Here is a 20686-nt window from a genome sequence, read left to right on the forward strand (position 1 = left end):
TTCCATCGCAAGCGAGGTGAACCATGAAAGCGAACGTCGTCTCCCTCGGCGGGCTGCTGCTGGCGCTGGCCGCGGTGCCGGCCCTGGCCGCCCAGACCTACGGTCCCAAGGACGAGGGCCGGCGCTTCAACGATGGCACCCGCGTGGTCTGCCACAACGTCGAAGTGCGCAAGAACAGCAAGGATTCCAACCGCATCGCCGGCACCGCCGCCGGTGCCGTGGTCGGGGGTCTGCTCGGCAACCAGATCGGCAAGGGCAATGGCCGCAAGCTGGCCACGGTCGGCGGTGCGGTCGCCGGCGGCGCCACCGGCCGCTACGCACAGGGCCGCTACCAGGACACCCACGGCGACCGCGTGGTCGAGCGCCGCTGCGAGCGCAAGTAGGCAGTGACCGGGCGGGCCCGGCGCGTCAGTGCCAGGCCCGCCACACCAGTTCCGCGCCCAGCGCCACCAGGCACAGCAGGAACCCGCGCCGGAATGCCTTCGCCCCGATGCGCGCGCGCAGCCAGTTGCCCGCGACCAGCCCGGCCAGCGACGGCAGGACCATGGCCAGCGACCATGCCCCGGTCCGCAAATCCAGCAGCTGGTGGCGGGCCAGTACCGCGGCCAGCGCCAGCGTGGATACGGTGAAGGTCAGCGCCAGGGCCTGCACCAGCGCCTCGCGCTGCAGGTCCAGGGCCTGCAGGTAAGGCACCGAAGGCACCAGGAACACGCCGGTGGCGCTCCCCGCCACGCCGGCCAGGACCCCCATCAGCGGCGACAGCCAGCGCTCGGCCCCGGGCGCTACCTGCCACGGATCCGGGCGCAGCGCCTGCAGGGCGTAGGCGATCAGCACGATGCCGAGCCAGCCGGGCGAGATCGCATGGCCGGAGCCGGCCAGCCACGGCGCCGCGACCACCGTGCCCGCCACCATCGCCGCGAACATCGGCCACAGCCGGCGCACCAGCACGCGCATGGCCGGGCCGTCGAGCATCTGCTGCGCGTTGGTGACCAGCGAGGGCAGCACCAGCAGGGTCGCCGCCAGCGGCAGTGGCATGAGCCCGGACAGCAGCGCCATCACCACCGTCGGCAGGCCCATGCCGGTGGCGCCCTTGACGAAGCCGGCCAGCACGAACACCGCCACGCACGGCAGCCACAGGGAAGTCAGATCGATCGACATGCCGGCATTCGACTCCGGCGCCCGAGGCGGCACAATGCGGCAATCGCCCCCTACCCTTCGGCACGGCCGAAACCTCATGCACCTCGACCTGACCGACCTGCGCCTGTTCGTCCACGTGATCGAGGCCGGCAGCATCACCGGCGGCGCGGCCCGCGCGCACCTGTCGCTGGCCGCCGCCAGCGAGCGCCTGCGCGGCATGGAGGACGCCGCCGGCCTGGCCCTGTTGGAGCGCCACGCCCGCGGCGTGCATGCCACCGCCGCCGGCGAGGCCCTGGCCCACCATGCCCGGCTGATGCTGCGCCAGGACGAACTGCTGCGCGGCGAACTGGACGAATTCGTGCGCGGCCTGCGCGGGCGCGTGCGCCTGCTCGCCAACACGGTGGCCATCGCCGAGCACCTGCCGGTCCCGCTGGCGGCCTGGCTGGCCGCCCACCCGGACGTGGAAGTGGAGATGAAGGAGCGCACCACCAGCGTGACCGTGAAGATGATCGCCGCCGGCCTGGCCGACCTGGGCATCGTCACCGACGCCCTCGACGCCGGCGGGCTGCACCTGCGCCCGTTCGCGCTGGACCGGCTGGTCCTGGCGGTGCCCGCCGGCCATCGCCTGGCGGCCCAGCGCCGGGCCGCGTTCGCCGGGCTGGCCGGCGAGGCCTTCGTCGGCCTCGGCGACGGCAGCGCCCTGCAGGACCACATCGACGAGCATGCCGCGCAGGCCGGGTTCCGGCTCGACGTGCGCATCCGCCTGCGCACCTTCGAGGGCATGCTGCGGATGGTCGGCGCCGGGGTCGGCATCGCCATCGTGCCGGCCACGGCGCTGCGCCGGATCCGCATCGCCGGCGTGCGCCGCGTGGCCCTGGACGATGCCTGGGCCACGCGCCGGCTGTCGCTGTGCTTCCGCGACCGGGCCGCGCTGCCGCCGCCGGCACGCGAGCTGCTGGACTACCTGGCCGGCGCGGCGGCCTGAATCCGGTGCCGGTGTACCTGCTTTCCTGCCACGCGCGGCGGTAGCGCCGCGGTGGTCCGGCGCGACGCCGGTCACCGCATCACGGTGAAGCCGATCGAGGCCCAGGCGCCGCTGTCGGCCAGCGCGGTGAGCGTGTGCGGGCCGCGCTGGTCGAGCTCGTGCTCGAAGCTGGCCGCTCCCTCGGTGACGGCGACCAGCCGGCCGTCCAGCAGCCAGCGCACCGGGCGCGCACTGCCCAGCGCCCGCAACCGCACGCGCACCCCGTGCGGGCTGCCCGGCGGACGCGCCAGCGTCGCGCGGTCGGCCAGCCCGTCGATGCGCAGCGATTCGGCGGCCTCGCGCCCGTCGGCGGCGCAGTCCGGGGCCAGGGGCGGCAACGCCGAGGCCGCGCGCTCGGCCGCGCTCAGCCAGGGCGCGGCCAGCGCCGGCCAGCGTGCGACCGCGCCGGTGCGCAGCGAATGCGGGCGCGCGCAGCTGGCCGACAGGCGCTGGCCGGTACGGGCGTCCTGCGCGAAGGTCTCCACGCCGGCCCGCCACAGTCGCGCATCGCGCTCGGCGAAGGTGGGCGGCAGGTTGCCGGCCAGGGTCCAGGCACGCATCCGCCGCTGGCACAGCTGCGGCCGCGCCGGGTCCGGCGGCAGGCCCAATGGCCAGCAGATCTCGGCTGCGGCCACCTCGGCCGGCGCCGGCGGCGGCGCGCCGTCACCGGCCTGGCGCGGCAGGCTGTCGATCACCTCGAACATCAGCGGCAGCGCGGTGACCGCGCCGTACTGGCCCGGCAGCGGCGTGCCGTCCGGACGCCCGACCCACACTCCGACGGTGTAGCGGCGCGTGCCGCCCAGCGCCCAGGCGTCGCGGAAGCCGTAGCTGGTGCCGGTCTTCCAGGCCACCGGCGGGCGCCCGCGGGGATCGAAGGTGTCCACGGCATAGCCGGGACGCGGCGCGGCCTGCAGCATCTCGCGCACGATCCAGGCCGCGCCGGGGGCGAGCAGGCGGCGGTCGATATGCGGGTCCTGCGGGCGCAGGCGCACGCGCCCGGCCAGGCCGCCGCGGTTGAACGCGGCGAAGGCGCCGACCAGGTCCTGCAGGCGCGCGCCGGCACCGCCCAGGATCAGCGCCAGGTTCGGCGCTGCCCCGTCCGGCAGGCGCAGTTCCACCCCGGCGTTGGCCAGGCGCGCGGCGAAGCGCGGCGGACCGACGCGGTCGAGCAGGTCCACCGCCGGCACGTTGAGCGACAGGCGCAGCGCCTCCGCCGCGCCGACCGGGCCGTTGTAGGCCAGGCCGAAGTTGCCGGGCCGGTAGCCGCCGAAATCCTGCGGCGCGTCCACCAGCAGGCTCTCGGAATGGATCAGCCCGTCCTCCAGCGCCAGCCCGTACAGGAACGGCTTGAGCGTGGAGCCGGGCGAGCGCCAGGCCCGCACCATGTCGACATGGCCCAGGCGCGCGGCATCGCCGAAGCGCACCGAGCCGACATAGGCGCGTGCCTCCATGGTCGCGTTGTCCACCACCAGCAGGGCCGCGGAGGTGCGCTCGGGCAGGCCGGAGAAGTAGCCGGCCACGCGCTCCTCCAGCGTGCGCTGCAGGTCCGCGTCGAGCGTGGAGCGGATGCGCGCGGCGCGCGGGTCGTCCTCGTGCAGGCGCTGGGCCAGCAGCCCGGCCAGCAACGGCGGGCGCAGCGAACGCGAGACCACCGGTTCGATGGCGGCATCGTCCACCGTGGCCCGGTCCCACCGCCCCAGCGTCGCCATCCGCCGCAGCACCTTGTCGCGCGCCACCCGCGCCGCGCCGGGATGGCGGTCCGGGCGCAGCCGGCTCGGCGACTGCGGCAGCACCGCCAGCAGCGCCGCCTCGGCAAGGGACAGGTGCGCGCTGGGCTTGCCGAGGTAGGCCCAGCTGGCCGCCTCCACGCCTTCCACGGTGCCGCCGAACGGTGCCCGCTCCAGGTACAGCTGCAGGATCTGCCGCTTGGACAGGTGCGCCTCCAGCTGCACCGCCCGCAGCATCTGCAGGCCCTTGCCCCGGGCCGTGCGCGTGGACGGCCCGTCGCCCTGCCCGTCGAGGATGCGCGCCACCTGCATGGTCAGCGTGGAGCCGCCGGAGACGATCCGGCGCTGGCCCAGCCACTGCCCGGCCGCGCGCGCCATCGCCACGGGATTGACCCCGGGATGGCGCCAGAACCAGCGGTCCTCGTAGCCCAGCAGCGCCTGCAGGTACAGCGGCGAGACGGTCTCCGGCGTGGCCGGGTAGCGCCACACCCCGTCGGCGTCGGCGAAGGCGCGCAACGGCGTGCCGTCGCGCGCGACCACCAGGGTGGAGGTGTCGCGCGCGCGCGGCAGCGGCGGCGGGAACTGCCGGTCCAGCACCAGCAGCGCGAGCAGCACCGCCGCCGTGCCCCAGCGCAGCCAGGGCGAAGCGCGTCGGATCCAACGCCCGGCCCGCGGGGCGACGGCGGTGCTCATCGGTCGCGCGCGACGCCCCCGCTCACGGCTGCACCACCTGGATCCGCTCGACGGCGGCCTTGCCCACGCCGCGCAGCTGCGGCCGGTACATGTCCTCCACCAGCGGCGGCGGCACCCGGTAGCTGCCCGGGGTCACCGCGCGCACCAGGTAGAACACCTTGGCGGTGCGGCCGCACTGCAGCTTGAGCGCGGCCACGTAGCGGTCGTCGCGGAACTCCTCGTGGACCAGGCTGGCGGCCTCGCCGCGCGCGTCCAGGGCGATGCCGTCGACCACCACGTCGGCCCATTGCCGGGCATCGCCGAGGTTGAAGTTCTCGATCTCCAGGCCGGCCGGCAGCAGGTCGGTCAGCAGCGCATCGGGCATGTCGCGATCGGCGGTGATGCGCAGGCCGACCACCAGCGCCTCGCCTTCCTTGAGCGCACCGCCCTGCCAGGGCTTGCCGTCGGTGGTGTAGTAGCGCCGTTCCACCCCGACCTGGCTGTCGTCGAAGGCCGGCGCGGTGCGCGGCACCCCGGCCACCTCCAGGCTGGCGTACACCGGCCCGCTGCCGGCCGCCTCGAAGCGCACGCCGCCGGCCAGCGCCTTCGCATCGAAGCCGCGTGCGCTCACCCGTTCGCCGGCGACCGCCTGCTGGTCGCCGCCCAGGTGCCAGGTGCCGGAGACCGTGCGCCCCTGGCCCTGGACCAGCAACGCCTTGCCGAGCCGGCCGATGGCCACCTGTTCCTGGGTGCTCAGGTAGAACCAGCGCGCCTTGCGCCGTTCCTCCAGCTCGCGGCCCAGCGCCTCGGTGCGGTCGGCCAGGCCCGGCGCATCGAGCTTGCGCTCCTGCACCAGGGCCAGCATCAGCGCGTCGTCGCGCAGCGGCGAACCGTAGTCGCCGAGCCAGCCGGGGCGGTCGCCGGACCAGGCGAACCCGGCCGCGACGGCCTGCTGGCCGCGCTTGCGGTCGCCCTGCAGCGACAGCGCGATGCCCAGTTGCACCAGCGGCAGGCCGCTGCGCGCCTTGCCGCGGTCGTTGTCGTACAGCGCGCGCAGCGTGCCCAGCGGCGCACGGCCCACGCGCGCCAGCACGTAGCCGGCGTAGGCCTGGGTGGCGAAGCGCATGTGCTCGCGGTTCGCATAGCCGTAGTAGGGGAAGCCGCCGGAGAGCAGGCCCTCGTTGAGCCCGTCCAGCGCCTTCTGCAGCACCGCCTCGGGGATGGCGAAGCCGGCCTCGCGCGCGTCGAGCAGGAAGTCGGCCACGTAGGCGGTCAGGTACGGGGTGACGCTGCCGCCCTCGCCGCCCCACATCGAGAAATTGCCGTTGGCCACCTGCATCGCCGCGATGCGGGCGAAGGCGCCCTCCATGCGCTCGCGGCGCTTGGCCGCGTCCAGGCCCGGCACGCCGAGCAGCGCGGCGGTGGGCGCGTCCAGGATCAGCGCGGCGTAGCCCTTGCTGGTGGTCTGCTCGATGCAGCCGTACGGGTACAACAGCGCATCCTGCAGGGCCGCGGCGAACGGCAGCGGCGGCAACGCGCTGACCACCATGCGTGCGCCGACCGAGCCGTCCATCAGGCCGTCGGCCAGGCCGGCATCCATGGCGATGGCGGCCGGGGCCTCAACGCGCACGGCGCGGGTACGCACCACCGCCGGCCAGCCGGCGCGCACCGGCACGTCCAGGCGGCGGTCCACCTTGTAGCCGCCGGCGTCGCCGTCCACGCGCACCCGTACCTGCGCGGTGCCGTAGCCTTCGCGCGCCTCCAGCGGGAAGCTCAGGGTCCGCTTGGCGCCGTCGGCCAGCTCCACGCTGCGGCTGCCCTCGCCCACCGCCAGCGGGCCGATGCCGTCCACGCGCACCGCGAAGCGGCCTGCGCGGCCGGTGAAGTTCTGCACGTCCAGGGTCACCGTGCTGCTGTCGCCCGGCGCCAGCACGCGCGGCGCGCTGGCCTCGGCCACGATCGGCGCGCGCACCACGGTTTCCCGCGCCGCGCCGCCGTAGCGATCGTCGGCATAGGCCACCGCGGACACCCGCAGGGTGCCGTTGAAGTCCGGCACCTGCAGGCGGACACGGGCGTTGCCCCGGGCATCGAGCTGCACCGGTCCGGAGAACAGGTCCACGGTCTGCACGTGCGCGGTCGGCCGGCGCGCCTGCGGCAACGCGCCCAGGCCCATGTCGCCGCCGAAGCGCAGCCGGGCGTTGACGCCGTCGAAGCTCTCGACCACGCGGCCGTAGATGTCGTAGGCGTCCACCGCCAGGCGGCGCTGGGCGAAGAACCAGGCGCCCGGGTCCGGGACCGGGTAGCGGGTGATGTTGAGGATGCCCACGTCCACCGCCGAGACCGTCACGTGCGCCGGCTTGCCCGCCAGCTGCGGCGCGCTCACCGTCACCGGCAACGCCTGCCCCGGCTGCATCTTCTCCGGCACGCTCAGGCCCACGGCGACCTTGCGTGCGCTGCGGTCCATTGCCACGAAGGCTTCGCCGACGGCGCGCGCGGGCGTGACCTTGGAGGTGGCGCTGCCACCGCGCAGCACCAGCGCGGTCAGGTAGACGTCGTGGCGTTCCCAGTCGGCGGTGACCGGGATGGAGAACGTGCTGCCGTTCCTGACGTCCACGTCCCGGGCGTACAGCAGGTGGTCGGACTCCACGATCAGCACGCCCTTGCCTTCGTGCGGCGGGGTCACGGTGACGCGCAGCGTGTCGCCGGCGCGGTAGGCGGTCTTGTCCAGCGCCAGCTTGACCTTGTCCGGGCGCGCGTCCACGCCGCGGTTCTCGTCGTCCCAGCCCCAGCCGGCCTGGAACGGGTAGCGCGTGACCAGGCCGGTCTGCGGATCGGTCACTTCCAGCCGGTAGCCGCCCCACTCCACCGGGAAGCTCACCCGGGCCGCGCCGGCGCCGGCGTCCACGGTCTGCCCGCCGGCCTTCTCGAAGCGCTGGACGTAGTCGAACTTCCAGCCGGTGCCCTCGTCGTGGCTCCAGTGGTACTCGCGGATCTCGCGCATCAGCGCCACCTGCAGGCCCTTGCCGGCCACGCGGTTGCCGGCCGCGTCGAAGCGGGCGATCTCGAAGCCGGCCGCGGTATTGGCGCCCGGCCCGTCCTTGTCCTCGAACAGCGGCCGCACGCCGACCAGCGCGGCGGCCGGCCACAGCGTGCGGATGAGCACGCGGTTGACGGTGCGCCCGCCGCTCTCGTACACGCTGCCGGCGACGATCGCGTCCACCGGCGTGTTGCCCTTGACCTCGGCCGGCAGCGCGATGTCCTGGGCGAAGTGGCCGCGGGCGTCGAAGCTGCCGTCGGCCACGTCGCTGGCGGTGGCCGGCAGGGGCACCGTCGGGTCGCCGAAGAACCAGCCGGGCAGTTTCTCCAGCGGGTGCCGCGCCACCGCCACCGCCAGCTTGGCGGTGAAGCGGTTGCCGGCCGCCGGCGCGCCGTACAGGTAGGCCGCATCGGCCGACAGCGCCAGCGGCTTGCCGGGCGCGAGCGTCGCCGGCGCGGACAGGTCCAGCTTCATGCGCTCGGGCAGGAACTCCTCGATGCGCAGTGCCAGGCCCTCGATCCGTTCCTGGCTGGCCGGGTCGGTACGGAACTCCACCTGCCAGCGCCCGGTGGGCGCATCGGCCGGGACGATCTGCTCGAACTGGAAATAGCCCTGTGCCCCGGCGGCCAGGCGGGTCTCGCGGAAGACCTTGCCGTCGGGCTGCTTCAGGCGCAGGTACAGCGGCTGGTCGGCCTTGACCGGCCGGCCGTCGCGATCGCGCAGCAGCGCCGACACCCGCACCGTCTCGCCCGGGCGGTACAGGTCGCGGCCGGACCAGGCGAACACGTCGAACCACGCATCGCGGCGGCCGGCCACGTCGAATTCGGACAGGTCCAGCGCCGGCCGGTTGAACGGCAGGAACTCCACGTCCTTGCCGCGGCTGGCCAGCATCACGTGCGTGGGGTCGAGGGTGTAGCGCAGCAGCGCATTGCCGTCGCCGTCGGTGCGGCCCTTGAGCACCACCTGGCCCTTGCCGTCGAGGATGCGCAGGTCGACGTTGCCGGCCGCATCGCCGCCGGCCAGGGTGGCGGCGTGCACGAACAGCGTGTCCTTGTAGGCGCGCACGTGCAGGCCCAGGTCGCTGACCACGAAGTAGCTGGCCTGCACCCCGCCGGCGAACTCGGTCGGCCGCCGCATCACCGCCACGTACAGGCCCGGCGCCTGCAGCTCCTTGATCCCCGCCAGCGGCAGGTAGCTGAGCACGCGCTCGTTGGGCTTGCCGTCCAGGGCGAAGCGGTTGAGGTAGACCGGCTCGGCCAGCTTGCCCAGCGGCGTGCGCCCGCCGCTGTCGCGCGCCGGCAGTACGCTGCCCTGCGAGGCGAAGCCGACCACCGGCTTGAGCGGCCCGGTCTGCACCGTGCGCGCGATCGCCTGCGCCAGGGTGCTGCCGTCGGCCGCCTGCAGCCCGGTGTCGATCCTGACCTCGTACTCGCGCGCCGGCTCCACCGACGGGCTTCGCACGATCCGCGGGTCCTGGTCGTCGAGCACCCAGCTGGTGTTCACCGCCACGCCCTTGTCGTCGGCCAGGTGCAGGACCGCGTCGAAATCCTGTTCCTGCACCAGCGGGCGGCTGAACTCCAGGGCCAGGGAGGTGCCGCCGTCGGCCTCGTCCGGGTAGGCCGCCACCAGGCCGAAGCCCTTGACCGGCGCCTGGCGCTCGGCCTTGACCACCTCGCCGGAGAGCGCGGGTACCTGGCTGCCACGGCCGCAGGCGGCCAGCGCGCATGCCACCAGCAGCGCCAGCACCAGCCAGGCGGGGAATCCGCCGCCGCGCGGCGCTCGTGCGGCCCTGTTCGCGCCCGCCTGTCCCATGTCCCGCTCCCTGCTTCCCTGGCGAATGGCCGGAGTATACGGGCGCCCCGCGCAGCGCCGGCCGCGGACATTGCGCTAGGCTTGGCGCCCTCGTTCCCGACGCCCGGCCGATCCTCTCTTGCGTACCGTCCACGCCACCCGCTACGTCTCGCCGCTGCGCGAAGGCGGCTCGCTGCCCGCCGTGGTCGAGGCCGACGACGACGGCATGTATGTGCTCAAGTTCCGTGGCGCCGGCCAGGGGCCGAAGGCGCTGGTGGCCGAACTGGTCGCCGGCGAGCTGGCGCGCACCCTGGGCCTGCCGGTGCCGGAGATCGTCAAGGTGGACCTGGACGCGGAGTTCGCGCGCACCGAGCCGGACCCGGAGATCCAGGACCTGATCCGCGCCAGCGAGGGCCTGAACCTGGGCCTGGACTACCTGCCCGGCGCGCTCAACTACGATCCGGCGGCAATGGCGGTGGACGCCGATCTGGCCTCGCGCATCGTCTGGTTCGACGCCTGCGTGAGCAACGTGGACCGGACCGCGCGCAACCCGAACCTGATGGTCTGGCATCGCCGGCTGTGGCTGATCGACCATGGCGCGGCACTGTACTTCCACCATGACTGGGAGCACGCGGCCGAGGCCTGCAGGCGCCCGTTCGTGCAGATCCGCGAGCACGTGCTGTTGCCCTTCGCCAGCCGCATCGCCGAGGTGGACGCCGAACTGGCCGCGCGCATGGACGATGCCGCGATCGAGCGCATCGTCGCGCTGCTGCCGGACGACTGGCTCGCCGGCGAGCCCGCCCATGCCGATGCCGCCGCGCACCGGCGCGCCTATGCCGACTATCTGCGGGCGCGGCGCGAGCACCGCGCCGCCTTCGTGCAGGAGGCCGTCCGTGCCCACGCTGCATACGTATGACTACGCCGTGATCCGCGTGGTGCCGCGGGTGGAGCGCGAGGAATTCGTCAACGTCGGGGTGATCGTGTCCTGTCCCGGCGCGCGCCACCTGCAGGCCGCCATCGAGCTGGACGAGGCACGCCTGCACGCCTTCGCCCCGGCGCTGGACCTGGACGGCCTGCGCCCGGCGCTGCAGGCGATCGTGGCCATCTGCGCCGGCGATCCGGCCGCCGGCCCCATCGCCGCGCTGCCGCCGCGGGCGCGCTTCCACTTCCTCACCGCCCGGCGCAGCGCGGTGGTGCAGGTCTCGCCGACGCACGTGGGGCGCACCGCGCACCCGGAGCGCATCGTCGAGCACCTGCTCGACAGGATGGTGCGGGTCCCGCGCTGAGTACCCGCACCGGGTTCAGTGCATCGCGGCCAGGCCGGGACTGTCCTCGGCACTGCCGGCCGCGCGGGTGGCGGCCGCCGGCGTGTGCTGCGCCGGTGCCGCATCCATATCCTCGGGCAGGTACCCCAGCTGCAGCGCCCGGCCGAACGCCTGCAGCGTCTCGGTCGCCGCCTCGTCCGCCGCCTCCACCACCCCGCCGAACTGCAGGAAGCCGTGCACCAGCGCGCCGTAGTTGCGGTAGCGCACCGGCACCCCCGCCTCGCGCAGGCGCCGCGCGAAGCCGGCACCGGCATCGCGCAGCACGTCGAAGCCGGCGGTGGCCACGACGGCCGGCGGCAGGCCGGCCAGGCTCGGTGCCCCGCGCGGATCGACCAGCGCGTCGAGCTTGTCCTTGCCCGGCACCAGCGTCGGCCACACGCGCGGGAACAGGTAGTCGATGAACGCCGCGTCCAGGCCGAAGCCGGAGGCGAACAGGCGGAACGAGCGGTCGGCCAGCGGCAGGCCCGCGGCCGGGTAGAACAGCAGCAGCATCGCCGGCGGCGCGCGGTGCGCGAACACCTGGCGCTGGGCGACGTTGATCGCGGCATGGCCACCGGCGCTGTCGCCGCCCACCGCGACCCGGGCCGGATCGCCGCCCAGCGCGCCGGCGTGGCGGCGCACCCACAGGAACACGTCCTCCATGTCGTCGGCCGCGGCCGGGAACGGATGCTCAGGCGCCAGCCGGTAGCCGACCGAGACCACGATCGCGCGGGTCTCGTTGGCCATCAGCCGCGCCACCCGGTCGATCGCCGCGATGCTGCCGGCGATGAACCCGCCGCCGTGGGCATAGACCAGGATCGGCAGCGGCGCGTCGTCGTCCACCTGCGGCCAGTAGATGCGCACCGGCACCGCGCCGCCCCGGCCCTGCACGCGCAGGTCGGTGGTGCGCCGCATCGGCGCGCTTTCCTTGGAGAACACCAGCCAGCGCCGGTCGCCGGCAAGGCGCAGGTAGTGGCGGCCGGCCGAGGTGGCGAACAGCAGGCGGAACATGCGCCGCGCCGCCTCGCGCTCGCCGCCCAGCTCCAGCAGGTGCTGGAACTTGGCGTCCAGCGTCTGGCCGTCGACGACGATCCGCGAATCGCGCAGGTGCCGGGCGAACTGGTGCTCCGGGCGGCTGTAGAACCGGCGCAGGCGGCGTTCGTGCGCGGTCTCCACGAACGGCTCCAGCTTCGGCAGGCGGCGATAGGCCGCCACGCCCAGGCCCGCCACCGTGGCCCCGGCCAGCGCCGTCCAGATCAGGGTGCTCCGCTTCATCCGTTCTCCTTCCGATTGCCCGTCAAGCCCGCCCCCTTGCCGGGGCCACGGGCGAACGTACCGGATCGTACGGTAACGCAGGAGAAATGCCGGTGACGCGTTTCACCCGAACGCGACGGGGCCCGGCGGTCGCCCGCCGGGCCCCGTCGCGCGCGGATCGGCCGTTCAGTGCGCCGCGGGCGCGTACAGCGTGTTGAACAGGAACTTGTAGGTGCCCTGCGACTGGCCGCGCCACTGCGGGCGGAAGCCGTACAGGTAGACCGTGCCCTTGCCGTATGCGACCTGCACCGCCGCGGCCTTGCCCTGGATCGCCTGCGGCCCCTTGAGCATGCCCGACAGCAGCGGGTTCTCCTCGGCCGGGTAGCGCGCCAGCACCGTGCCCTGGAAGCCGTCCCTGGGCGCGAACGCCGGGCCGCTCTCGAACATGCCGGTCGGGTGCGCCGGCAGGCCGGCGGTGGCCGGACCGGGCTGCACGTCGAGCTTGAGCAGGGCGCCGGAGCAGAAGAACTGCTCGGGCTTCAGCCCGGCCAGCACGTTCTCCACCGGCAGGTCGAGCAGGCCGATCACCGCATCGGCGGTCTTGCTGAAGGCCACCAGGGTGCCGCCGTCGGCGACGAAGCGCTTGAGCGCCTCGGTCCCCTTGGCGCCGATGCCGCCGGCATACGGCGCCGGCTCGTCGTCGGCGGAGAAGCCCTCGAGCAGGGATTTCTCGGCGCTGGTGCCGCGCCCACCCATGTCCGGCAGGATCAGCACGTCGAACTTGGACTTCAGGCCGCCGGCCTGCATGTCCTTGTTGTACACGCTGGTCGGCGCGTAGTGGTACTGCTCCAGCAGCCAGCGGGTCCAGCCCTCGTCGATGTTGGATCCCCACTGCCGGTACAGGCCCACGCGCGCCAGCCGCACCGCATCGGCCCGCGGCGCCGCCTGCGCGACCACGTCCACGCCCAGCCCGGCGGCGATCTTCTCCATCGCCGCCCGGGACAGGCCGGTCAGCACGAAGGCACCGGCCTCCGGGCCGTTGACCGTGTCCACCGGCGCCTGCGCGATGCCGAGCCGGGCGCCCTGCTGCAGCGCCAGGTTGACCGCGGCGAAGCTGGCGTTGACCTGGCGGCTGAGCGCGAAGGCCTCGCCCTGCCCGCTCACCCCGCCCGGGTGCACGGCCTTGTCCACGCGCACCAGCGAGGCCTTCAGCTCCGCCGGCAGCGGCGCGGCGACCGGCTCGGCGTCCACGCCGAACTGCAGCGGCAGCGTCCAGCCGGTGGTGTCGTAGGGCAGCGGCGCGGCGTTGCCGCCGACATCCTCGAGCACGGCATCCGGGTACTTCTGCCGCTCGAACAGCTCCTGCACCAGGCCGGCGAAGGGCTGGTCCATCGGGATCACCCACGAGCCGGCCGGATAGGCCTTGCCGCCGAGCGTCAGCGGCGCCTGCGCCTGGTAGACCTCGATCTGCTGCTGGACCATCTTCTGCGCCAGCAGCGCGGCACTGGCGGCATCGGCCTGGCCGCCCGGGATCACCCAGGCGCGCGGGCCGTCGCCGCCGCTGAAGCGGGCGATGGTCTCGCGTCCGGCCATGTAGCGGTTCAGCAGGATGTCGGAGCGGTACTTCACCGCCGTCTCCAGGGTGGAGAGCGAGGCGGTCATCATGTAGTCCACCGAATCCTTCAGCCGCCACAGCCCGCCCTTCCACGGATCGGGGTACATCACCAGCGCCTTCAGGTCCTGGAAGCCCTTGGGGAACTCCTCGACCGAATACACCCGCGGGGTGGCCGAATCGTGCGCGGTCTCGGTGAAGTAGGAAATGGTGTGGCGGAACACCTGGGTGTAGTCCATGAAACCCGGGTACCAGTTGTCGAAGCGCGCCTCGGCGATGGCACCCGGCTTACCCTCCACGGCGAAGCGCGAGATCATGTTGACGCCGATCTGGGTGGTGCCCTGGCGGATGCGCGCGTTGATGTTGCTGGAGATCGGGTCGGCGAACGGCGGCACCCAGATGCGGGCCGGGAACGGCGCGGTCTGGTGCTGCGAATACCAGATCGCCGGCGAGATCTCCTGCTCGGCCTCGGCCACGGTGCGGCTCTCGACCATGTTGAGCATGTAGCCGTCGCGGTTGTTGTCGTGGCCCACGTACTCCTGGTACAGCCACGGCATCGCCGGGTCGCGGTTGGGCACCTTCCAGCGCCCGCCGATCTTCTGCGCCCGCGCCGGGCCCGCCTTCGGATCGGCGTGCTCGCGGTACCACTTGACGATCATGTCCTGGCCGTCGGGATTGAGCGTGGGCCACAGCACCAGCACCACGTCGTCGAGGATCGCCTTCACCTCCGGATCGTCCGGATGCGAGAGCAGGTAGTAGGCCAGCGCGATCGGCAGCTGGTGGTCGGACACCTCGCTGGCATGCATGCCGCCATCGATGTGGACGATGATCTTCGCCTCGGCGGCCAGCGCCCTGGCCTGCTCGGGGGTGAGCGAGCGCGAGTCCGCCAGCTGCCGCGACACCTGCTTCCAGTGGTCGAACCGGGCCACGTTCTGCGGCGAGGAGATCACCGCGTACTCGTAGGTGCGTCCCTGGGTGCTCTTGCCGGCGGTGAACATCTTCATCCGGTCCGGCGCCGCGGCGGCCAGCGCATGGAAGTACTTGAGCGAATCCTCGTAGTTGGCGAGGTAGTAGTCGTCGCCCGGCATGTGGCCGAGCACGTCGCGCGGCGACGGCACGGCCGCCTGGGCGGTGGCGATGCCGGCCAGCGCCAGCGACAGCACCAGCGCGGACAGCCTGCGGCGCCGCAACGGCCGGCGCGACTTGGAGAGGGTGGAAGGCATGGTTTTCCCCGGGGGCAAGGGCCCGGGCGCGGCGGGGCGCCCGGGCGTGGCGGACATCAGAAGTTGTAGGAGACGCTGACGCCGACGGTGCGCGGCGTCAGGCTGGTGGCCGAGGTGTACGGCGGCGTGGAGGAACTGGTGTACTGGTTCAGCCCCACCTCGTTGGTGAGGTTGCGCACATACAGGTAGGCCGCCCACTTGTCGTCGGTGCTCTCCACGCCGGCGCGCAGGCCGACGGTGGTGTACGAGGCCTTGTAGACGTTGTAGGTGCCGCGGAACAGCGACCAGCTGCCGCCGACGTAGCTGCCGTCCAGGCGCACCATGCCGTCCAGGCCGGGGGTGATCGGGAAGCGGTAGGCGGCCGCCAGCATGGCGCTGGTGCGCGGGATGTTGGGCACGCGGTCGCCCTTGCGGCCGGCGCCGCTGACCACGTCGCTGATCTGGTCGGCGGTCAGCTTGGCGTCGTTGTAGTTGAAGTTGGCCGACACGTCCAGGCCGGCCAGCGGCCGCCAGGTGGCCTCCAGCTCGGCGCCGCGCATGCGCGCCGCACCGGCGTTGGACAGGAACGAGAAGGCGCCGTTGAGCGTGCGCCCGCTGACCTGCATGTCGTCCCAGTCGATCTGGTACAGGGCGGCGTTGAGGAACAGGCTGCGGTCCAGCCACGCGGTCTTGGCGCCGATCTCGTAGTTCCAGAGCTTGTCGGAGTGGTAGGCGGTCAATGCGTCGGGCAGGCCGATGACCTGGTTGGCGCCGCCCGGGCGGAAGCCGTCGGCCACGGTCGCGTACAGCATCGCGTTGTCGCTGAGGGTGTAGTCCACGGTGAACTTGCGCAGCCAGCCGCTTTCGCTGGCGTCCACGCTGGTCAGCGGCTTGTAGCCGGCGCCGATCATGTCCCACGGGATGTCGGTGATGCCGGTGACGGTCTTGTCGTAGTCGTACCAGCGCAGCCCGGCGGTCACGTTGATGCGCGCGGTCGCGTGCCAGGTGGCCTCGCCGTAGGCGGCCTTCTGCTTGAGCTTGTCCCAGATCTGGCGCCGGTAGAACAGGTTCCAGGGCGTGATGATCACGCCGGTGGACGGATCGGCACGGGTGTCCTCGCTGGCCACGTAGTTGTCGCGGTTCTCGCTGAACAGGCCGACCGTCCAGTCGATGAAGTCGCTGTCGGCCGAGGTCAGGCGCAGCTCGGCGGTGCGGTCGCGGGTCATGCCGTCGTGGATCAGCGCCGCCGGGGACAGCGCGTTGACCTGGTCGTACCACGACTGCAGCTGCGTATCGCTGCAGCTGCCCACGCCCAGACCGGAGGCGCACGAGGACGGCGTCAGGTAGGTCTGGATGTAGTAGCTGTCGTCGCTGACGTAGGTCGAGGCGCGCTTCTGGTAGGCGGCGTTGGCGCTCAGCGATGCCCAGCCCAGGTCCCAGGTGAGGGCGAAGCTGTCCAGCCGGGTGTCGTCGTCGTAGGGCAGCTTGACCTGGGACAGCTGCTTGTAGTCGCCCGCGGTGGGATTCCAGCTCGAGGACCAGGCCGAGGTGCTGCCCTTCATGTGGCTCAGGTCGATGGTCACGTCCTCGTTGGGCGTGTAGCGCAGCTGCAGGCGCTCGCCCTTGGCGTGGGCGCTGTTGACGTTCTTGATCCCCAGGAACGTGTTGTCCACGTAGCCGCCGGTGTTGCGGTTGTAGGCGGTCACGCGCGCGGCGAGCACGTCCTTGACCAGCGGCAGGTTCAGCATCAGGTTCTGGGAATTGGACGGATCGCCGCCGTCGGTGGCCTCGTAGCCGGCCTCGACTCGGCCGGCGAAGGCCTGGCTGTCGGGCTTGTTGTAGAGGATGCGGATGGCGCCGCCCATCGAGCTGGCGCCGTACAGGGTGCCCTGCGGGCCGCGCAGCACCTCGATGCGGTCCACGTCGAACAGTTCCAGGTCCGGCGAGCGCCCGCCGGCATCGCTGCTGACGCCGGTCGAACCGGCCACCGGGGTCTCGTCGTAGTACACGCCCACGGTCGCCTCGCCGGAGGAATTGATGCCGCGCAGGCTGATGCGGTTGGCGCCGGGGCCGTTGTACTGGATGCGCATGCCCGGCACCTGGGCGGCGTAGTCCTTGACGTCGACCGCGCCCAGCTCGTCGAGCTGCTCGGCGGTGATGGCGCTGATCGCCATCGGCGTCTTCTCGATCAGCGTGGTGCGCTTGGCCGCGGTGACCTTGACGCCGTCCAGGGTGACCGCCTTGGACCCGGACGCGGTAGGCGCCTGCGCGTCCTGGGCGAGGGCCGGGGCGCTCGAAGCGCCCAGCATGCCGGCCGCCAGCAGGCAGCGGTACAGGGGACTCGGCCGGGGCGAGCGAACGGGGGTACGTGCGAGGGAGCCAATGACGTTCATGCTGTTTCCTGGGGGAGGAAAGTGGGGGGAGATGTGGCCGATACACCCCGCTCCATGCGGTACCTGCCACGCGGCGGGGCGCAGCCCCTGCGACAAATCCATACACAGCCAATTACGTATATACAAGTGAGTCCGACGCACCATGCCGGGGCCCCAGCGCGGTGCAAACCGGGCACGTGGCCACCGCCCCGCCCGGCGCCTCCGGGCGCAGCCCGGAAAACACGCGGTCCTGCGCACACGGCCGCGGATTCGATTTCACTTGCATGTTTTTCGAGCGCACGCGGAAGGTGCAAACAAGGGGCGAAACGAGACGAAGACGGGGCGGCGGCAAGGCACCGGCGACGGCCCTGGCGGCCGCCAACTGCGCAGCACCGCAGCCCCGGAAACGACGACGCCGGCATCGGCCGGCGTCGTGTGCTTGCTGCATGGGGCTCAGGCCTCGGGCTGCGGGCCCGCCGGCGGTACCTCGGTACCGGGTTGGCCCTCGCCCGCTTCCGCGGCCGCATCGACCCCGTCCTCGCCCTCCTGCTCGAGCGTACCGTCCAGGCGTTCGACCGCCTGCAGCTTCTCGCCCTTGCCGAGCTTGATCAGGGTGACGCCCTGGGTATTGCGGCTCACCCGCGAGACTTCCGAGGCGCGGGTCCGCACCAGCGTGCCGCCGTCGGAGATCAGCAGCACCTCGTCCTCGCGGCTCAGCAGCACCGCGGCGACGAGCCGGCCGTTGCGCTCGGAGCACTGGATGCCGATCACGCCCTGGGTGCCGCGGCCCTTGCGCGGGTACTCGCCCAACGGGGTGCGCTTGCCGTAGCCGTTCTCGGTGGCGGTGAGCACGTAGGCGTCGGGCTCGTTGTCCTCGCTGCCCTGCGCTGGCTCGGCCACGTCCGTCGCGGCCCCGGCCTCCTCCTCGTCGGGCGCCTCCTCCTCCAGCAGCGGGTTGGCGGTGCTGTCGGCCACGATCAGGCTGACCACGCTCTCGCCCGCGCCCAGACGGATGCCGCGCACGCCGGTGGCGGTACGGCCCATCGAGCGCACCGTCTCCTCGCCGAAGCGCACGGTCTTGCCGTTGGAGGCGAACAGCAGGATGTCGCGGCCGCCGTCGGTCAGGCCGACGCCGACCAGCGCATCGCCCTCGTCGAGGTTGATGGCGATCTTGCCGCGCGCCAGGCGGAAGGCGAACTCGCTCAGCGGGGTCTTCTTCACCGTGCCGTTGCGGGTGGCGAAGAACACGTAGCGGCCCTCGGCGTACTCGCGCACCGGCAGCACCGCCTGCACCTTCTCGCCCTCTTCCAGCGGGATCCAGTTGATGATCGGGCGCCCGCGCGCGTTGGAGCCGGCCTCCGGCAGCTGATGCACCGGCAGCCAGAACACCTTGCCGCTGCTGGTGAAGGTCAGCAGCGTGTCGTGGGTGTTGACCAGCCACAGCTGCTCGATGAAATCCTCTTCCTTGGTCGCCGCGGCGCTGCGGCCGCGGCCGCCGCGCTTCTGCGCGCGGTAGGCCGACACCGGCTGGCGCTTGGCGTAGCCGGCATGGCTGAGGGTGACCACCACGTCCTCGGGCGCGATCAGGTCGAGGATGTCCAGGCCCTCCTCGCTCTGGCGGATCTCGCTGCGGCGCTCGTCGCCGTACTCCTCGCGCACGTTGATCAGCTCCTCGCGGATCACGCGCAGCAGCACGTCCGGGTTCTCCAGGATCTCGATCAGCCCGGCGATGGTATCCAGCAGCAGCTTGTATTCCTCGGTGAGCTTGTCCTGCTCCAGGCCGGTCAGCCGGTTCAGGCGCATCTCCAGGATCTGCTGGGCCTGCACGTCGGTGAGCTGGTAGTGGCCCTGGATCAGGCCGACGCCGGCCGGCAGGTCCTCCGGCCGCGATGCCTCGGCGCCGGTGGCGGCCAGCAGCGCGCCCACCAGGCCCGCCTCCCAGCGCCGCGCCAGCATCCGCTCCTTGGCCTCGGCCGGGTTGGCCGAGGTCTTGATCAGCTCGATCATCTCGTCGATGTTGGCGAGCGCGACGGTCAGGCCTTCCAGGATGTGGGCGCGGGCACGCGCCTTGCGCAGGTCGAAGATGGTGCGCCGGGTGACCACCTCGCGGCGGTGGCGGATGAACGCATCCAGCACCTGCTTGAGGTTGAGCAGCTGCGGGCGCCCGTCCACCAGCGCGACCATGTTGATGCCGAACACCGACTCCATCTGGGTCTGCTGGTAGAGGTTGTTGAGCACCACCTCCGCCGACTCGCCGCGCTTGACCTCGATGTAGATGCGCATGCCGTCCTTGTCGGACTCGTCGCGCAGCTCGGAGATGCCCTCGATCTTCCGTTCCTTGACCAGCTCGGCGATCTTCTCGATCAGCCGCGCCTTGTTCACCTGGTAGGGGATCTCGGTGACGATGATGGCCTCGCGGCCGTTGTCGTGGACCTCCACCTCGGCCCGCGCGCGGATGCGCACGCGGCCGCGGCCGCTGCGGTAGCCGGCGACGATGCCGGCGGTGCCGTTGATGATGCCGCCGGTGGGGAAATCCGGGCCGGGGATGTATTCCATCAGCCCGTCCACGTCGATCTCCGGGTCGTCGATCAGGGCGATGCAGGCGTTGATCGACTCGGTCAGGTTGTGCGGCGGGATGTTGGTGGCCATGCCCACCGCGATGCCGGCCGAACCGTTCACCAGCAGGTTCGGGAACCGGGTCGGCATGACCGTCGGTTCCAGTTCCTTCTCGTCGTAGTTGGGCTGGAAATCGACGGTTTCCTTGTCGATGTCGGCCAGCATCTCGTGGCTCAGCCGCGACAGCCGCGCCTCGGTGTAGCGCATCGCCGCCGCCGAGTCGCCATCGACCGAGCCGAAGTTGCCCTGGCCGTCGATCTGCAGGTAGCGCAGCGAGAACGGCTGGGCCATGCGCACCAGCGTGTCGTACACCGCCGAATCGCCGTGCGGGTGGTACTTACCGATCACGTCACCGACGATGCGCGCGGACTTGTAGTACGGCTTGTTGCTGTGCGCGCCGAGCTCGTTCATCGCGAACAGCACGCGGCGATGGACCGGCTTGAGGCCGTCGCGGGCATCCGGGAGGGCGCGCCCCACGATCACGCTCATGGCGTAATCGAGGTAGCTCTTGCGCATCTCGTCTTCCAGGTTGACCTGGATGATTTCCTTGGCGTGATCGCTCATTCGATATCCGTTTTGCGCCGACATCGCCCCGCCGCCGGGCGACGAATCCGAACGCGGCGGACGGTGTCGGCAAGGCTTTGCCCGAAGCGCGAAATTGTACCACGCGCGCCCCTTTCCCGCCTGGTCGCCACCATGAAAATCAACCGGTTAGGCGTGGCCGCGCGAAGCACTCGAGCGCCACGGCCCGGCCGGCGACGCGGGCGCGGCAGGGAACCTGCACGGACGCATGCCGAGCACCGCTCGCCGGCAGCCGGACCGCGCAACTGCCGGCGCCATGCACCGGCCGCATCCGCAAGACCGCGGGAGCGCAACTGCCGGCCGGAGCGCGGCCGTGCGTCCATCGCGTGCCGCTGAATGCCGCGGAGGCGCGGCAC

At 72.4% G+C, this 20686-nt stretch carries 11 protein-coding genes; 4 read left to right on the forward strand and 7 right to left on the reverse strand.

What is annotated here, in order from left to right:
* Positions 1 to 23: 23 nt before the first annotated feature.
* Positions 24 to 383, forward strand: coding sequence for a glycine zipper 2TM domain-containing protein (locus BN3794_RS08105; protein ID WP_066095836.1), 360 nt, complete (start codon positions 24 to 26; stop codon positions 381 to 383).
* A 25-nt stretch (positions 384 to 408) separates the two neighbouring features.
* Here BN3794_RS08105 and BN3794_RS08110 read toward each other — a convergent pair whose 3' ends face one another.
* Positions 409 to 1158, reverse strand: coding sequence for a sulfite exporter TauE/SafE family protein (locus BN3794_RS08110; protein WP_066095839.1), 750 nt, complete (start codon positions 1156 to 1158; stop codon positions 409 to 411).
* A gap of 76 nt (positions 1159 to 1234) precedes the next feature.
* Here BN3794_RS08110 and BN3794_RS08115 point away from each other — a divergent pair, with 76 nt between their 5' ends.
* Positions 1235 to 2122: a LysR family transcriptional regulator gene (locus BN3794_RS08115; RefSeq protein ID WP_066095842.1), complete on the forward strand. Its 888-nt coding sequence runs from the start codon at positions 1235 to 1237 to the stop codon at positions 2120 to 2122.
* A gap of 71 nt (positions 2123 to 2193) precedes the next feature.
* Here the strand turns inward: BN3794_RS08115 and pbpC are convergent, their stop codons facing one another.
* Positions 2194 to 4581, reverse strand: a complete 2388-nt coding sequence (pbpC, locus tag BN3794_RS08120; protein WP_066095843.1) for a penicillin-binding protein 1C — start codon at positions 4579 to 4581, stop codon at positions 2194 to 2196.
* Positions 4582 to 4603: 22 nt separating this feature from the next.
* Positions 4604 to 9409, reverse strand: coding sequence for an alpha-2-macroglobulin family protein (locus BN3794_RS08125; protein ID WP_066095847.1), 4806 nt, complete (start codon positions 9407 to 9409; stop codon positions 4604 to 4606).
* A 118-nt stretch (positions 9410 to 9527) separates the two neighbouring features.
* Between BN3794_RS08125 and BN3794_RS08130 the strand changes: the two genes are divergently transcribed.
* Both BN3794_RS08130 and BN3794_RS08135 read left to right on the forward strand, forming a co-directional pair.
* A complete protein-coding gene (locus BN3794_RS08130; RefSeq protein WP_066095850.1) occupies positions 9528 to 10304 on the forward strand; it encodes a HipA family kinase in 777 nt (258 codons plus the stop codon).
* Complete coding sequence (locus tag BN3794_RS08135) at positions 10282 to 10674, forward strand: DUF3037 domain-containing protein (protein ID WP_066095853.1); 393 nt, start codon at positions 10282 to 10284, stop codon at positions 10672 to 10674. The genes BN3794_RS08130 and BN3794_RS08135 overlap by 23 nt, the downstream gene beginning before the upstream one ends.
* Positions 10675 to 10689: 15 nt before the next feature.
* Here BN3794_RS08135 and BN3794_RS08140 read toward each other — a convergent pair whose 3' ends face one another.
* The 4 genes from BN3794_RS08140 to gyrA form a co-directional block, all read right to left on the reverse strand.
* Positions 10690 to 11967, reverse strand: coding sequence for an alpha/beta hydrolase (locus BN3794_RS08140; protein ID WP_066095856.1), 1278 nt, complete (start codon positions 11965 to 11967; stop codon positions 10690 to 10692).
* Positions 11968 to 12132: 165 nt separating this feature from the next.
* On the reverse strand, positions 12133 to 14781 hold the full coding sequence (locus BN3794_RS08145) for a M14 family metallopeptidase (RefSeq protein WP_066095859.1): 2649 nt from the start codon (positions 14779 to 14781) through the stop codon (positions 12133 to 12135).
* A gap of 56 nt (positions 14782 to 14837) precedes the next feature.
* Complete coding sequence (locus BN3794_RS08150; RefSeq protein WP_201455261.1) at positions 14838 to 17153, reverse strand: TonB-dependent receptor; 2316 nt, start codon at positions 17151 to 17153, stop codon at positions 14838 to 14840.
* A gap of 432 nt (positions 17154 to 17585) precedes the next feature.
* A complete protein-coding gene (gyrA, locus tag BN3794_RS08155; RefSeq protein ID WP_066095861.1) occupies positions 17586 to 20312 on the reverse strand; it encodes a DNA gyrase subunit A in 2727 nt (908 codons plus the stop codon).
* Positions 20313 to 20686: the final 374 nt, after the last annotated feature.

Origin of the sequence: Xanthomonas massiliensis (assembly GCF_900018785.1) — a bacterium.
Lineage (GTDB): Bacteria > Pseudomonadota > Gammaproteobacteria > Xanthomonadales > Xanthomonadaceae > Xanthomonas_B > Xanthomonas_B massiliensis.

What these genes read in the sequence shown, in the direction of transcription:
- BN3794_RS08150 (WP_201455261.1), bottom strand. Translation starts at nt 17,153, where the DNA reads ATGAACGTCATTGGCTCCCTCGCACGTACCCCCGTTCGCTCGCCCCGG.
- BN3794_RS08105 (WP_066095836.1), top strand. Translation starts at nt 24, where the DNA reads ATGAAAGCGAACGTCGTCTCCCTCGGCGGGCTGCTGCTGGCGCTGGCC.
- pbpC (WP_066095843.1), bottom strand. Translation starts at nt 4,581, where the DNA reads ATGAGCACCGCCGTCGCCCCGCGGGCCGGGCGTTGGATCCGACGCGCT.
- BN3794_RS08110 (WP_066095839.1), bottom strand. Translation starts at nt 1,158, where the DNA reads ATGTCGATCGATCTGACTTCCCTGTGGCTGCCGTGCGTGGCGGTGTTC.
- BN3794_RS08125 (WP_066095847.1), bottom strand. Translation starts at nt 9,409, where the DNA reads ATGGGACAGGCGGGCGCGAACAGGGCCGCACGAGCGCCGCGCGGCGGC.
- gyrA (WP_066095861.1), bottom strand. Translation starts at nt 20,312, where the DNA reads ATGAGCGATCACGCCAAGGAAATCATCCAGGTCAACCTGGAAGACGAG.
- BN3794_RS08115 (WP_066095842.1), top strand. Translation starts at nt 1,235, where the DNA reads ATGCACCTCGACCTGACCGACCTGCGCCTGTTCGTCCACGTGATCGAG.
- BN3794_RS08140 (WP_066095856.1), bottom strand. Translation starts at nt 11,967, where the DNA reads ATGAAGCGGAGCACCCTGATCTGGACGGCGCTGGCCGGGGCCACGGTG.
- BN3794_RS08145 (WP_066095859.1), bottom strand. Translation starts at nt 14,781, where the DNA reads ATGCCTTCCACCCTCTCCAAGTCGCGCCGGCCGTTGCGGCGCCGCAGG.